The following is a 15777-nucleotide window of genomic DNA, read 5'->3' on the forward strand; positions in this document are numbered from 1 at the left end:
GAGCATTGATAACATTTGTTACTATTCGGAAAAAGAAAAATACTGACAAAGCTGTCAGTATCTTTTATATTTTCTTTTTAATATGCTTGAGCAGTTTCTAATTTGGACTCTGTTTCTGATTTTTCAACTGAATCAGAAACTTTGTTCATTCTTTTTTTAGCAGTGGTCATCATTAAACGAATTCGATTCAATTGATTGACAGCAGAAACTCCTGGGTCATAATCAATCGGCGCAAGATTAGCCCCTGGATACTGACGACGAAGTTCTTTCATCATTCCTTTACCAACAATGTGATTTGGGAGACAACCAAAAGGTTGAAGACAAATAATATTATTCACTCCTTTTTGCAAAAGTTCAATCATTTCTCCAGTAAGGAACCAGCCCTCACCAGTGTGATTTCCTATTGAAATCACTTCTTCAGTAGAGGATGCAACGTCATAAATTGACTCTATTGAATCAAAACGATTTGATGCCTTCAAAGCTTTATTCATTGGTTTTTCTAGCATATTGATGATTCCAATAAAGGTTTTAGCCATGAGTTTATTTTTCTTACTAAAGGCAATCTCATCTGCTTTCCAGATTTGATTGTATAAACTGTAATTCATAAAACCAATTAAATCAAGGACAACAGCTTCGCCGCCCTCTTCTTCAATAATGGAAACAATATCATTATTAGCAGTTTTACTATATTTGACTAAGATTTCGCCGACGACACCCACTCGTGGCTTTTGAATATCAAGAAGTTCAATTTGGTCAAATTCTGCAACGATTTTTTTCATGTTGCGATTAAATTCAAAGATTGACCCTGATTCTACATTTTTTCGAGCTTTTTCTAGCCATTTTGCATGTAAATCATTGACCGAACCTTTTACTGCTTCGTAGGGGCGTGTCCGATAGACAACACGTTCAAACAAATCGCCGTAAAGCACAGCAATCATAAAGCGTGTCAGTAATGGAACCGTGAATTTAAAGCCTTTTTCTGTCCCTTGATTTCCCATTGAGAGAGAAACTACTGGAACTTGCGGGAACCCTGCATCAATCAGAGCTTTACGCAACAAAGGAATATAGTTAGTTGCACGACAACCACCACCGGTTTGGGTCATCATGACGGAGGTATTATCAAGGTCATATTCTCCTGACTGGAGAGCTTCGATAAGTTGACCGATAGTGATGATGGCTGGATAACATGAGTCATTATTAACAAATTTCAAGCCGTTATTTACAGAAGTATTTGTTTCTGGCAGAGAAACTACATTATAACCTGCAGCAGCAAAAGCTGTATCCAATAGTCCTTCTTGGTGAATTGGTGACAACATTGGTAAAAGAAGGGTATGTTTTTTAGCCATTTCTTTTGTGAAGGCTGGGGTTTCTGGAACGAGTTCGTGAACTTCGGTTGTCGCTTCAATGTTGTGACGTGTCCGCTCTGATACTGCTGCCTTAAGGCTACGCAAGCGAATCCGAACGGCTCCCATATTTGAACCTTCATCAATTTTTAGAACGGTATAAAGCTTGTTGTGTCCACGCATGATTTCTTCAACTTGGTCAGTCGTCACTGCGTCAAGACCACAACCAAAGGAATTAAGTTGCACAAGTTCTAAATTTTTATTTTTGCAAACGACATTTGCGGCTGCATAAAGACGACTATGATAGACCCATTGATTGACCACTCGTAAACCAGAAACTTCGGCCAAATGACTGATAGAGTCTTCTGTCAGCACATGGAATCCTTCTTGAGTAATAATGTCAGCAATTCCGTGATTTATTTCTGGGTCCAAATGATAAGGACGTCCTGCAAGAACAATGGCTTTTTCATTGTTCAAATTGATTTGCATCAGTAAATCTTCGGCTTTAAGACGTAAGTCTTCTTTGAATTTATCCATTTCTTCAAAACCATGTTGAACAGCAGCTTTTACTTCTTCAAGACTGACAGTAAATCCTTGAGCCGTCAAAGACTTATGGATATTGACTGCCACACCGTCAGGATTTGCCAAATTAATAAATGGATGAAGATAATTGACTTGTCCTTCACGAATTTCGTCAATATTATTTTTAAGAACTTCTGGATAAGATTGGACAATTGGACAGTTGAAATGATTTTGAGCATTTTTTTGTTCTTCTTGTTCAAAAAGGACTGAAGGATAAAAGATAGTTGGCACACCTTGTTTAATCAAAGCCATGATATGTCCGTGACTCATTTTTGCTGGGTAACAAACAGTATCAGACGGAATAGTTTCAATTCCCTCTTCAAAGAGTTCTTTGTCTGAGCGTGGGCTCAAAACAACACGGAAGCCAAGGTCTGTTAGCATCGTGTGCCAAAGCGGATAATTTTCGTACATGTTAAGCACGCGCGGAATCCCAATCTCTCCACGAGTTTGTTTTTTCTTACTTAAACTATGGTAACGGAAAAGTTTTTTATATTTATAATCAACTAAATTAACTTTTTTGTCTTTTTTAGCGACTTTAACTTTTGTTGCTTTTTCAGCACCACGTTCACAACGGTTCCCGGTTACAAACTTATTGCCATCATTGAAGACCGTCAGTGTCATTTTACAGTTATTTTCGCAAAGTCCACAAACCATAAATTCTTTATGAGTGGTAAATTTTTCTAATTCATCAAGTTTTAAAAGCTCTGATTCTTTGTGTGTTTCTTCATTGTCTAAAGAAATCAAAGCACAACCATAAGCTCCCATTAGTCCAGCGATACTTGGACGGACAACTTCACGTTCAGAAATTTTTTCAAAGGCACGCAAAACGGCTTCGTTGTAGAAAGTTCCCCCTTGAACAACGATTTTCTTACCAAGTTCTTCGGGACGTTTTACCTTGATAACTTTATAGAGGGCATTTTTGATGACACTGTAGGAAAGTCCAGCGGAAATATCGCCAACTGTCGCTCCTTCTTTTTGAACTTGCTTGACTTTTGAGTTCATAAAGACTGTACAGCGTGATCCAAGATTTACTGGATGTTCAGCTAAAAGCGCTTTTTGTGAAAATTCACGAACGTCATGTTTGAGCGAATGGGCGAAAGTTTCAATAAATGAGCCACAACCTGATGAACAAGCTTCATTGAGCTGAATACTAGATAAAGCACCATCACGGATTCGCATGGCTTTCATGTCTTGGCCGCCGATATCGAGAATGAAATCAACACCTGGATTGAAGTAATCAGCTGCTTTGTAGTGAGCCATGGTTTCGACTTCACCATAATCCACGTGAAGACCAGCTTTAATCAGATGTTCGCCATAACCGGTTACGGTTGACTTGGCAATGTAAACGTCCGCTGGAAGTTTAGCATAAACATCTTTTAAAATATTAATAACTGATTCAAGTGGTTCACCGTTATTAGAACCATAGTGGTCATAAAGAATATTTCCTTCACCATCAATAAGAACGACTTTTGTTGTGGTTGAGCCGGCATCAATTCCTAAGAAGACAGCTCCATGATGTTCAGACAAGTTCTTATAGTTAGCTGTTGCTTTGGCATGGCGCGCACGAAATTCATCAAGTTCAGCTTGATTTTCAAAGAGCTTATCCATGGTGTCTTGGGGAATCAAACTATCAGAATCATCATTTTCCAAACTATGAATGAGTTCGGTTGCCGTTTTTTGGCTTGTTTCTTCATAAAGCGCTGCTCCCATTGCCACAAAAAGTTGTGGATTTTCTGGGAAGATAATATTTTCTTCTTTTAAGTCTAGTGTTTCAATGAAACGTTTGCGCAATTCACTCATAAAGAAGAGTGGACCGCCAAGAAAGGCGACATTGCCTTTGATTTTTCGACCACTGGCTAAACCAGCAATGGTTTGATTGACAACAGCTTGGAAAATACTGGCTGCTATATCTTCACGACGCACTCCTTCGTTCAAAAGGGGTTGAACGTCAGTTTTGGCAAAAACACCACAACGTGAAGCGATTGGATAGAGTTTTTCATAGTTTTTAGCTAATTCATTGACACCATTAGCATCAACTTTCAAAAGGGCAGCCATTTGGTCAATGAAAGCACCTGTCCCACCAGCACAAGTTCCGTTCATCCGTAATTCTTGAGTCCCATTGTCAAAAAAAGTCATCTTGGCATCTTCGCCGCCAAGCTCAATCATGACATCTGTTTGTGGAATGAATTTTTCGATGGTAATGGATGAGGCAATCACTTCTTGGACAAAGGGAACGTCAATGACTTCTGCAAGTCCCATTCCTCCTGAACCGGTAATGGCTAATTCTAAGTTTAAATCTCCGTGTTCGGCAATAAAATCATTGAATACTTTAATGGTTGCTGCTTTAACGTCAGAAAAGTGGCGCTCGTAACGTGAAAAAATGAGTTTATAATTTTCGTCAAAAACGACGAGTTTTACTGTGGTTGAACCAACGTCAATCCCTGTTTTATAAATTTGTGTCAAGATGGTCTCCTAGTTATGTGAGAAATATCACTTGAACAAGTCCTCTAAATCCTTAATATTCATTTTTCGGCAAATTAGATTTTTTATCTAATTTATCTTTTAGGCGCAGAATTTTGATAAAAAGTAATTTAAACGGTCTGTTGCTTATCTTATTATATGTTCATTTTATCATTTGTCATAAGAAAATCAACCAGCAAAAAGGGCGTGGTTGTCACATAAACGACAATTTAAAACAAGCTGTTGATTATGTTAAAAGATTTTGACATCGAATGACAAAATGTTTTGACTAAATACTTAAATGACTTTAAGCTTTTTTTTGATTATAATGGAGATAATCGCATGATGTGAAAAATTAGACAAAGCAGATTACATAATTTCTTTGCCCACTAGATAATGGAAAGATGGTTCTTATGGTTAAATCAGATGATTTGCGCGTGAAACGAACAAGAAAATTGATAAGTCAGGCTTTTTTTACTTTGTTGCGCAAGAAAAAATTTGAAAAAATTTCAATTCAAGAAATTGCCGATTCAGCCATGATTAATCGAGCAACTTTTTATGCTCATTATGCTGACAAACAAGATTTATATGATAGTTTGATTGACCAATTTTTGGCTAGTTTTACTGGTATTTTGGATGAACAAAATTTGGTCGATGGAAATAATGTTCACGTCAAGGAAATTGAAACTGTCCTGAGTCGCTTTTACGAATTTGTTCAGGATAAACCAGAGGTTGCACAAATGATTACTGACAGAGCACATGATCAACGTTTGAAAAATAGATTTCTGGAAATTTTATCTGAGCGTTATACTGAGTTATTTGAGAAATTGGAAGTTAGAGAAAAAGATGTTGTAGTTCCTAATGACTTCGTGATTTCTTATATTAGTTCAATTTTGGTCGGAACATTAGATTGGTGGGTCTCTTCTTCGACACAAATGTCCGCTCGGGATTTTGCTCATCTCATCATCAAATTAATTTCTAATGGTCATCTGACTGTGCTTGGAGTTAATATTAATCGTGAAAATTAAAAAAGTTACTGACGAAAAATTCTGTCAGAGGATAGCCGTTGCACTTTAGCTTACGGATACCTTCGAATTTTCATCAGTAACTTTTATTTTTTTAAGTTTTCAATCTCTTCGATTGTTAAAGGACGATAAGCTCCCAGAGCTAAATCTGAATCCAAAGCTAAATTGCCCATCCGAATTCGTTTGAGATAAAGGACATACATCTCAACTGCCTCAAACATCCGTTTGACTTGGTGGAATTTTCCTTCATGAATAATAACTCGAATTTCACTGACCCAGCCGGATTGGCTATCGCCTTTGTAAGTTTTCTCAACAAATAATTCTCCTGATCTTGCTTTTTCACCATTTTTCAAAGTCAAACCTTCAGCAAATTTATTGATAATCTCGTCAGTAACTTTTCCATCAATTCGTGCAAAATATTCTTTTTCAACGTGTTTTTTGGGTTGAGTTAAATCATGGCCAAGAGCCCCATCATTGGTTAAAATCAAAAGTCCTTCGGTATTTTTATCTAAACGTCCGACTGGGAAAATATCCTTACGAAAATCTTTTTCTGATAAAAGTTGAACAACTGTTTTAAAAACATTATCTTTCGTAGCGGATACGACTCCTTGCGGTTTATTCAATAGGTAGTAATAATATTCTTGGTAATCTAAAATTTGACCGTCAAAAGCCACCTGTCTGGAATTCTTATCCACTTGAAATCTGCCATCTCGCTGAATTTCACCAGCAACGGTCACGCGCCCTTTTTTCAATAAAACTTTGACTTCACTCCGGCTTCCGAGGCCACTTTCTGCTAAAAATTTATCTAGTCTCATGCCTTTATTATAGCATAGCTAATAACCGAACGAAGCGGGAACGATAATTTCCCACTTAGGGTAGTCCTTGTCAGCTTGCTGACTAAGGCATCTAAAAAATCACTTGAGCGACTTTTGTCTGCGAATTCACACTTTAGCCTATTACAAGTAGTGATACTCCTTATTTTATTGGCGAAAATTCTGTCAGTAAAAATAAAAGTTACTGACAGAAATCTGGTCAGTAACTTTTTTTATTCTCCATAAATATCAGCATCTGTCAGTTTAAAAATAACCATTGTTTCAGGTGGATAAGCTGCCAATTGATTTGCAAAACTGTCATCATCATCTTTTTTGACTTTTGCTTTAATATTGATTGTCACCTTTTGATGCTCTTCAACAAGTGCGTCATAGAGTGTCTTTAAGTCAGCAATATCTTGACTACTTGCTTTGGGCAAAATGGTATATTTGGTATAATCTTTGTCAAACCAAGAACCTTCTTTTTCAAAATCAACCGATGAATTCTCGCGAATTTGCAATTTAGCTGAGATATCATAATCATAATCTTGCTGTTCAATCATTTTAGCGATTTTTACCATTGATTCATAATCACCACTTGCTTTTAATTTCAAAGTGGCTTTATAAGGAATTCCCGCGAGCTCTAAGCGTCCAGCAATCATAAAAGGATCTGGTTCAGTTCCTTTATCATCAAGTTGAGGGGGAGCAAAATTGACCGAGATTGAGTAGCCCTTGGTCAGTAATTGTTCATATTGTGTGATGACTTCTTCTAATTCGAGTCCATCAATAAACTCATTAAAAGTCCGTTCAGTCAGTTTGTTGTTTTCAGCTGCTTCTTCTTTTGGATAGATAATTTTTACTTGATAAGTCATGTCTACTATTATATCAAGATTGTGTGCACAAATGGGAAAAAAGGTGAAGAAAAATAGTAAATTTTTTTGGTTCAGCAAGTCATTTTGCCTCGAATTGTAGTTCCACTATACTCTTATTTTGTAAGTCAACTAGGCGCTTTAGCACCCTATCACAATTGGACAGCTTAACCTAAACGCAGAAATCTCTTTTTCAGCATTTTTTATGTGTGGAAACTCAAGCTTAATAGAATTTTATTTTTTATAAAAAAATAAATTAAATAGGCTAGGAAATTCAAGCTTTTTGCGTTAAAATAGTCTTTATGACATTAACACAAGAATTTGATACGATTGCGGCGATTTCGACACCGCTTGGTGAAGGAGCAATTGCCATTGTTCGTTTATCAGGAACAGATGCCCTGAAAATTGCTCAATCTGTCTATAAAGGAAAAAATTTAGCTCAAGTTGCTAGCCATACGATTAATTACGGCCACATCTTTGAAGAAGAACGTCTGGTTGACGAAGTGATGGTTTCAGTCATGCGTGCGCCTAAAACTTTCACTCGTGAAGATATTGTTGAAATCAACACACACGGTGGGATTGCAGTCACACAAGAAATCTTGCAATTACTTTTACGTAATGGTGCAAGACTTGCTGAACCTGGTGAATTTACCAAGCGTGCTTTCTTAAATGGACGGATTGACTTGGCACAAGCTGAGTCTGTCATGGATTTAATCCGCGCAAAAACCGATAAAGCAGCAAATATTGCCGTAAAACAACTTGACGGAAGTCTCTCAAAAATGATTAATAATATTCGTCAAGAGATTCTCGAAAGTTTAGCACAAGTCGAGGTCAATATTGATTATCCAGAGTATGATGATGTAGAAACTATGACTTCACAAATGCTCCTTGAAAAGACTGCTCATTTTGAACAGCTTTTGGAAAATCTTTTATCAACAGCTAAACGCGGAAAAATTTTGCGCGAAGGATTAAAAACGGCCATTATTGGACGTCCAAACGTTGGAAAATCAAGCTTACTCAATCAATTATTACGTGAAGAAAAAGCCATTGTCACTGACATTGCTGGAACAACACGCGATGTCATTACCGAGTTTGCCAATATTGGTGGCGTTCCTCTTGAATTAGTAGACACCGCTGGAATTCGTGAAACAGATGATTTAGTCGAAGCGATTGGGGTTGAACGTTCTAAAAAAGCCTTAGCCGAAGCTGATTTGGTTTTGCTAGTTTTGGACGCCTCACTGGAATTGACTGATAAAGATTTGGAACTTTTAGAGCTATCTAAAAATGCCAATCGTATTGTTTTACTTAACAAAACTGATTTACCCGAAAAACTTGATATTAATCAAATTTCCGGTGATTTTATTCGAATTTCAGCCCTTAAAAATGAGAATTTATCTGCTGTTGAAGAAAAAATCAATCAAATTTTCTTTGCTGGTGAGATTGAAGCCAAAGACGCAACCGTCTTATCAAATGCTCGTCACATTTCGCTTGTTGAAGAAGCTTTAAAAGCACTCAAGGAAGCAAATAACGGGCTTGCTCTTGGCTTACCTGTTGATTTGATTCAAGTCGATGTCACACGTTGTTGGCAATTACTTGGAGAAATCACAGGCGAAGCCGCTCCTGATGAATTGATTACACAACTTTTCTCACAATTTTGTTTAGGGAAATAAAAAAGAGTTCAATTGAACTCTTTTTTATTGGCGAAAAATTACTGATAGTAAAAGTAAAAAGACAAGAAGAGCAAAAATAGAAATAATGTAAAATGTGAGAGCAACGCCTATTAAATTTGCCAAAAACACAAAGATAGCTCCACCAAATGGTACTGAAAATGTAAAAATAGTCGTAATTCCTCCACCAATTTTTCCCAAATTTTCCGAAGAAATGTTTTCCATAATGAGCCGGTTGACTTTAGGGCTTGCTTTGGCGGAAATGTAAGCCAAAGCAAAGAGGAATATCAGAGAAATCAAACCAAAATGAGTCACCAAAGCTGCAAAAAGTGCAATCATCAAAAAGGTAGCAATCATTAATTTGGGAAGTTCCCAATCTTTTAGTTTATCCCCCATAATAAATGAGCCCGCGAGCATTCCTAGCATCAAAACAATGTTGAAAATCATGATAGCCGTCCCGTAACTGACGGGAAATGGATTAAATTTTAACATTGCCAAGCTGGTCAAAGGCCCAATACCCGCCAAAATAAAGTTGATAAAAACTAATGAAAAAACTAACACTAAAAAATTTGATGAATTATTTACAGTGATAACATCACGAATTTGTGAAAAACTTTCTTTGATATTAAATTTAAATTTTTCATCAAAATGAACGGTCTTAAAAGTCAAATTTTTTCGGAAAATCAATAAAAAGAATCCACTAAGTAAATATAAAATCCCATTAATCAAAACCACCAAAGAAAATGACTGGTGAGAAAGAGCCAAAATTGTTACCCCCAAAGGCTGCCCGATAATTTCTATAATAGATGATAGGCCTTGTATTTGCCCAAAAGCTGGTTGTATCTCCTCTGCGTTTAGATTATTTTGTAAAATTGGTGCGCGTAAACCAGATTTATAGCTGGTAATCAGGTCGGTCAAAATTTTCACACCAGCTATGACAAAAAAAGTGATAAAATTTTTCTCCATCATCAAAAAAATCAATAAAAAGAATAATATCGCTTGAATCCAGCTCGCACGAATCATAAAATTTGCTTTATTTTTTGTTTTATCAGCTAAAAAACCCGTGTAAGCGGCAAATAAAACCGGTAATAACAGGCATATTTCGGCCAACGAAATCATCATTTTTGGATTGGGCAAACTACTCGCATAAATCAGAAAAACAATATTAAATAAACTCGTTCCCAACATAGAAAAAATCGAGCTAGACAGCAAGGAAGTAAATGTTTTATTTTTTCTTAGTAAGTTCATAGTTTTCTCCTTAGCTCTTTGGTAAATTTATATCCCTCATAACCTTTTAAAAAGCTTTCTTCATATCTTTTAGTATAAAAATTATATAGCTTTTTATTTTTAACAAATAACTCGCAAGTTTTTAACTGTTCATCAGCCCAATGCAAATATTTTTTATTTCCAGTTTTCTGATAGAGTATTAATAAAAAATATGAAATTCCTGATAACCCTTTCTCAAAATCCATTGATTTTGCAAATTTTACATTCATTCCATTTGCTATTTTAATAATCTGCTTTTCATATTTTTCAAAATTATAGATCAGCAAAAAGAGTGCCAAACCACTAGAGCCATTTAATATGTAGGGAGAGTAATGTTTCCCAGATAAATGTAAAAATGAATCACTTAATTGTGAAATTAAATATTCAATTTTTTCATTAATTAATTCATTTTTTCCTAAAATTGATAATTTCCACAAATAACCAGTTAAACCATTCAATCCTAGATGTTCAAATTTATTTTCTTTGATAAATGTGACCAAGTTCTTTGGTTCTTCCAAGTACTCTTTAGAAATATGTAAAAAAATATCTGATTTATAAAAATAAAGTTTTTTAGAAATTTCTAAAGCTTTTTTTGTAGAACTTCCAGTAAATAAATAAGTTAATAAGTCAGAAATATTTGTTTCAACTTCAAATCTCTCAAAGATTTTAGCAGCTAAAATAATCGTTTCTTCAAGGCTTCTTTCTTGCTGATTGAACACATTTAATTGCCCAATTAGAAATAAAATCAGCTGACCAACTTTTCTTAGGTCTTTTTCCGTTTCCGTCAATTTTGACCAAATTTTTAAATAGAATCCTTTTGTTTTTGCAGTAACTTTTTCCAATTCATTAAACTTATGAGCAGATTCCAAATCAATAAAATGAATTTTATAATCTTTGTCAATCAAAAAGTTATCGGGGTGAATATCATCTAAAATTACCATTTTATGATGTGCTTCTCCCAAAATTTCAATTAATTGTTTAATAATTTTTGAAAAAATCACTAATTTATTCTCAGTCAAATTATCAAATAAGGAAAATTTGCTTTGAAATTCTCTAAGTGTTTGTCCATCAATAAACTTATAAACATAATAATGATTAATCCAAGCAGAAAATTTTTCAATTGGTTGTAAAAAATCAGCTGAATTTAACAGCTCACTCATAACAAATTCGTTTTCGCGTAATTCTTCTGATTTCAAATTCACAAAAGTTAATATATTTGCTCGACTTTCTTTTACAATTATTTTTTGATTTTTTAAAGTTCCAAAATAAATGTTTCCTCCATTATTTTGTCGGATAATTTTCGTCAAATCTAAATCATTTAACCTATTTTTTTCATTCATTTCCATATTTTCTTGATAAAAGGGGTCGGATATCCAAGCCGGTAAATCAAAATACGTTTTTTGAAAGTCTTCCCAAATTTTCCCATTTTTTACGATTGTACATTCATCTATATTTTGAAAAAAACCAAATCGATAAAAAACCGTTTTAGAATTATTAAAATTTCTATCGCTTAAAATATAAACCCCATCAAATTTGACTAAAATCTCTGATAAATCCTCTAAAATCCTCTCAGTAGCCTTTATATTTTCAGGATAAATGGTAAATAATTTTCCACTTTCTGCCTGAGCTGCAGTTTTAGAAATATTTTCGATAAAATCCTCACGAGTTGATAGATATTTATAAAATACTTCTTGTTTTGACAAAAAATTTGTTGCTAATCCAAAAACTTCTTCATAACTTTCAATTGTCGCAGATACGTGAATTTTAAATCCATATTTTGGAAGTTTATAACTTTCTGTTGTGAAATAAGTAAATTTTCCCATAGTTGTTCCTTATAATAAAACCCAAACCTAAAAAGGTCGGGTACACTTAGATTAAACTTCCACAATAGGACAATAAAAGGTAATATTAATATCTTCTTCATTTTCAACTTCTTTAGGAAGAAGATTAAGCTCAATCACTTGTTCTTTCATTTTGAAAACCTCCTTAATTTAATAAATTTATTTTACTGCAAAAAAAATATCGATTTTTATCATTTCCTATATATAATAAAAAAATCACAACTTTTGCTGCAATTTTTTTATTTCTTCGCGATAAATTTTTGCTTTTTCTGGCATAAAGAACGCTTCATAAGTTTTTGCAATACGTTTTAAAATGGTAATCGTGGCTTGAATATTACCCGACATTTCATACAAATCTGCTTCTTGTATTGCATATGAAATTCCGATTTCGATATTTCCAATCTGGGGAATCCGGACCTTAAACTGCTCTAAATAATTTTTCACTTTTTCAGTTTGATTATTATGCGACAAAATATAGATTGCATTTCTCAAAATCATCAGAATTAAATTATTATCTAAATTATTTTGCTCTAAAATATTATCCAAATAAAAAACAATGGATTTATTATCAAGTTGCGTTAAGGCAATCGCAAAAAATCGAAGATTTGAGGGTTTCCATTCTTCTATTTCGTAAAAATAATTTTCTAAAATCTCCTGTTCAATTGTCGTCAGACTTTTAAATTTCCCATAATTAATCAGCATAGATTTTAGTGCAATAGTATTTAATTGATGCTGTCTTTCATTCGTTTTTCGATATATTTTTCGTTCATTCTCATACAATTTGACTAATTCATCAATTTTCCCAGCCTGTTCTAACCTTCCAGTTTGCTCAAATAAGAGTGATGAAGCATCATTTGTTAAAATTGCCGAAAATTCATCGATTGAAACATCAATATTTTTAATCAAAGCAAAGAACTTGCCAGTTGTTAAATCACCCTTCCCACGTTCAAAATGCGAAAGTTGTGAAATTGATATAACTCCTTCACTTGCTTTTTCTAATGATAATCCTTTTTCGTGCCTTAATTCTCGAAAAATTTTTCCAATTTCTTTATCCATAAAATTATTATATCAGATAATTCAGAAAATTAAATAAAATTATTTTCTTTTTAGTGATAATACTGTCATAATTTATGCCATCGTTTTAATTTCTCTCAAGCACTTTTGAATGAAACGATCAGTCATTCCCCCGAAATAAGTTCCTTGAAAGTTTCGACCGTTAATCACGATTAATTTTTTATCGACACGATAAGCTCGAACGTATTTGGCAGCTTTTCCTGTTTCTTCTTTATCAAATATTTCTTCGATTTCGGTTCCTGCATTTTTAAGTAAAATTTTTAAATGACTTACTGACAGACTGGTCAACAAAATATCAGGCTTTAAAATCTGCATAATTTGTGGAAATTTCATTACGAATTGAGCTTGTTGACTTTTGGTTAAATTCGGCCAGACTGGCTCTGTTGGAATTGGTGTAAACAAGTCAATATGCAAGGCTCGGTTAATTTGATTTTCAGACTTTTTGTAAGCTGCATCAAAAATTGGAAAAAATTTTGCTAACTGATTAAACCATGGACTGGGATTATATTCAAAATATTGATTAAGATTTGACTTGTAAATTTCCAGATTTACTGACGAAAGTTCTGTCAGTAATTTTTCAAAACGTTGATTTTCACCAAATTCTGCATAAGATGCATTTTTACTGATGGTCAGTATTTTTAAGTCCGATTTTTCATAGGCTAGTAAATCTCCGAACCATAAAAGTGGCATGCTGTTCGGAATTAAGACCTCAGCACTTTCGGGATTTACTTTTAATTCTTCAAAATCTGACCAAGTATCCAAAATCAAATCATTCAATTCATTCTCATTCATCAGTCAAATCCACCCTCAACGTTCACTTGCGCAATCAAATCAGGAAACTCGTCTGCCTTTTTAAAAATTTCAACTGCTTCTTGTCTGGCTACTTCTAAAATATTATAATCATTGACCAAATCTGCCGCAATAAATTCTGGAAGTCCTGATTGACGAAGTCCAAAAATTTCCCCAGAACCACGCATTTTCAAATCTTCTTCGGCTAAAACGAAACCATTTTGCGTCTCTGTCATAATTTTCATCCGTTGTTTTCCTGAATCCGACTTAGGATTTGCCACTAAAATGGCGTAAGATTTTTTTGTTCCCCGACCAACACGTCCCCGTAACTGATGAAGTTGTGAAAGTCCAAAACGGTCAGCATCCATAATGACCATGATGGTGGCATTAGGCACGTCAACCCCTACTTCGATTACAGTAGTTGACACTAAAATATCCAATTTTTTAGCCTTAAATTCTTGCATAATTTGGTCTTTTTCATCATTTTTCATTTTTCCATGTAAAAGCCCAATTTTGGCAAATAAACCAAAGTAGTCATTTAATTCCGCAAATAAAGCTTCTGCATTTTTCAGGTCCAGGGTTTCGCTCTCCTCAATCAATGGTGAAATAAAGTAGACTTGAGAATCATTGGAAACCTCACCTTTTACCCAACTTAAAACTTCAGAAAACTGTTCATGTTTAACCCATCTTGTGGTAATGGGTTGACGTCCCTTTGGCAGTTCATCAATAATTGAAACATCCATATCTCCAAAAGCCGTAATCGCAAGCGTTCTTGGAATTGGCGTTGCCGTCATCATTAATACATCTGGATTTTGCCCTTTTTCCCGCAAAATTTTCCGCTGATTGACCCCAAAACGGTGTTGTTCATCTGTAATCACTAGACCTAAGTTATAAAAATCAACTCCTTCTTGAATGAGCGCATGCGTTCCCACTACCATGTGCGTATGCCCACTAGCTAAATCAGCTAATATTTCCCGTCTTTCAGCTGCTTTTAAGCCTGAAACTAATAGTGAGATTTGCAACTCAGGAAAGAGTGCCTGTAAATTTGCAAAATGCTGACGAGCCAAAATTTCCGTTGGAACCATGATTGCTGCTTGAAAATTTGCCAGACAAGCCGCATACATTGAAAGCGAAGCGACAACTGTCTTACCAGATCCCACATCACCTTGCAAAAGCCGATTCATGTGGTAAGGAGATTTCATGTCATCCAGAATCTCGGTCAAAGCCCGAGATTGGCCACCAGTCAATTCAAAAGGTAAGTCCGAAATTTTTTTATCAATTTCTTCTTGCTCAAATATAACTTGTAAACCTGCTCGTCCTGATTTTTCTTTATTTTTCAGTGCCTGCAATTTCAACTGAAACATGAACAATTCTTCAAACTTTACACGTCGCAATGCCTGTTTATGAGCTGCCATATCTTCTGGAAAATGCATAGCCAAAACAGCTTCTTGCCGGTTCATCAGACGATATTTTTCTATCAAAAATTCTGGTAAGTTCTCAGGTAATTCTGACAGAAGTCTTGATTCAAAAACTTGATGAATCACTTTGACCAATTGACTTTGTTTCATACCCGCTGTCAAATGATAAACAGGTTCTAATCCATCGTCCACCTGAGCCACAACTTTCATTCCCATCAGTTGTTGCTTTGCCTGTTCCCATTTTCCATAAACCGCAATTTCTTTTCCAACCTCCACTTTATCAGCCAAATAGGGTTGATTAAAAAAGCTGACAGCAACGACGGCTTCACCTTCTTTAATTTTAAATGAAAGTCGATTACGTTTAAATCCGTAATACTGAACATTAGCTGGGGTCACTACCGTTCCAATAATCGTTGCTTTTTCTCCGTCAACAAGTTCAAAAACCGAACGACTTGCGAAATCTTCATAACGAAAAGGGAAATAAAGCAGTAAATCTTGAACTGTGAAAATTCCTAACTTATGGAAATTTTCCACAGACTTTGGCCCCACACCTTTTAAAAATTGCACTGAATCTGTTAATTTCATACTTTTATTATACCAAGATATAAGGCTAAATGCTTCAAAAATCAAATAT

10 protein-coding genes are annotated in these 15777 nt (G+C 34.8%); 2 read left to right on the forward strand and 8 right to left on the reverse strand.

What is annotated here, in order from left to right:
* Positions 1-77: 77 nt before the first annotated feature.
* Positions 78-4379 (reverse strand): 2-hydroxyacyl-CoA dehydratase, encoded by a 4302-nt coding sequence (locus KW2_RS11440; RefSeq protein WP_041168755.1) that lies wholly within the window; start codon positions 4377-4379, stop codon positions 78-80.
* Between the two features lie 419 nt (positions 4380-4798).
* Here KW2_RS11440 and KW2_RS11445 point away from each other — a divergent pair, with 419 nt between their 5' ends.
* Positions 4799-5413, forward strand: coding sequence for a TetR/AcrR family transcriptional regulator (locus KW2_RS11445; protein WP_011836138.1), 615 nt, complete (start codon positions 4799-4801; stop codon positions 5411-5413).
* 83 nt (positions 5414-5496) lie between these two features.
* On the opposite strand, the gene KW2_RS11450 is transcribed toward KW2_RS11445, so the two are convergent.
* Both KW2_RS11450 and KW2_RS11455 read right to left on the reverse strand, forming a co-directional pair.
* Positions 5497-6225, reverse strand: coding sequence for a pseudouridine synthase (locus tag KW2_RS11450; RefSeq protein WP_021038021.1), 729 nt, complete (start codon positions 6223-6225; stop codon positions 5497-5499).
* Positions 6226-6455: 230 nt separating this feature from the next.
* Positions 6456-7091, reverse strand: a complete 636-nt coding sequence (locus tag KW2_RS11455) for a hypothetical protein (protein ID WP_014573435.1) — start codon at positions 7089-7091, stop codon at positions 6456-6458.
* Positions 7092-7390: 299 nt separating this feature from the next.
* On the opposite strand from KW2_RS11455, the gene mnmE reads away from it, so the two are divergent.
* Positions 7391-8758, forward strand: coding sequence for a tRNA uridine-5-carboxymethylaminomethyl(34) synthesis GTPase MnmE (gene mnmE / locus KW2_RS11460; RefSeq protein ID WP_021038022.1), 1368 nt, complete (start codon positions 7391-7393; stop codon positions 8756-8758).
* 24 nt (positions 8759-8782) lie between these two features.
* Here mnmE and KW2_RS11465 read toward each other — a convergent pair whose 3' ends face one another.
* From KW2_RS11465 to recG, 5 genes are all read right to left on the reverse strand, one after another.
* Positions 8783-10003, reverse strand: coding sequence for an MFS transporter (locus tag KW2_RS11465; RefSeq protein ID WP_021038023.1), 1221 nt, complete (start codon positions 10001-10003; stop codon positions 8783-8785).
* The gene (locus tag KW2_RS11470; RefSeq protein ID WP_021038024.1) at positions 10000-11844 is read right to left on the reverse strand and encodes a class III lanthionine synthetase LanKC N-terminal domain-containing protein; all 1845 of its coding nucleotides are present in this window, start codon (positions 11842-11844) and stop codon (positions 10000-10002) included. Before KW2_RS11470 ends, KW2_RS11465 begins: the two co-directional genes overlap by 4 nt.
* Before the next feature lie 234 nt (positions 11845-12078).
* Positions 12079-12918, reverse strand: a complete 840-nt coding sequence (locus KW2_RS11475) for a helix-turn-helix domain-containing protein (protein WP_021038026.1) — start codon at positions 12916-12918, stop codon at positions 12079-12081.
* A gap of 72 nt (positions 12919-12990) precedes the next feature.
* Positions 12991-13728, reverse strand: a complete 738-nt coding sequence (locus KW2_RS11480; RefSeq protein WP_021038027.1) for a hypothetical protein — start codon at positions 13726-13728, stop codon at positions 12991-12993.
* Entirely contained in the window at positions 13728-15728 is a 2001-nt protein-coding gene (gene recG, locus KW2_RS11485; RefSeq protein WP_021038028.1) for an ATP-dependent DNA helicase RecG, read from the reverse strand. Before recG ends, KW2_RS11480 begins: the two co-directional genes overlap by 1 nt.
* Positions 15729-15777 lie beyond the last annotated feature (49 nt).

Source organism: Lactococcus cremoris subsp. cremoris KW2, assembly GCF_000468955.1.
Classification (GTDB): Bacteria; Bacillota; Bacilli; order Lactobacillales; family Streptococcaceae; genus Lactococcus; species Lactococcus cremoris.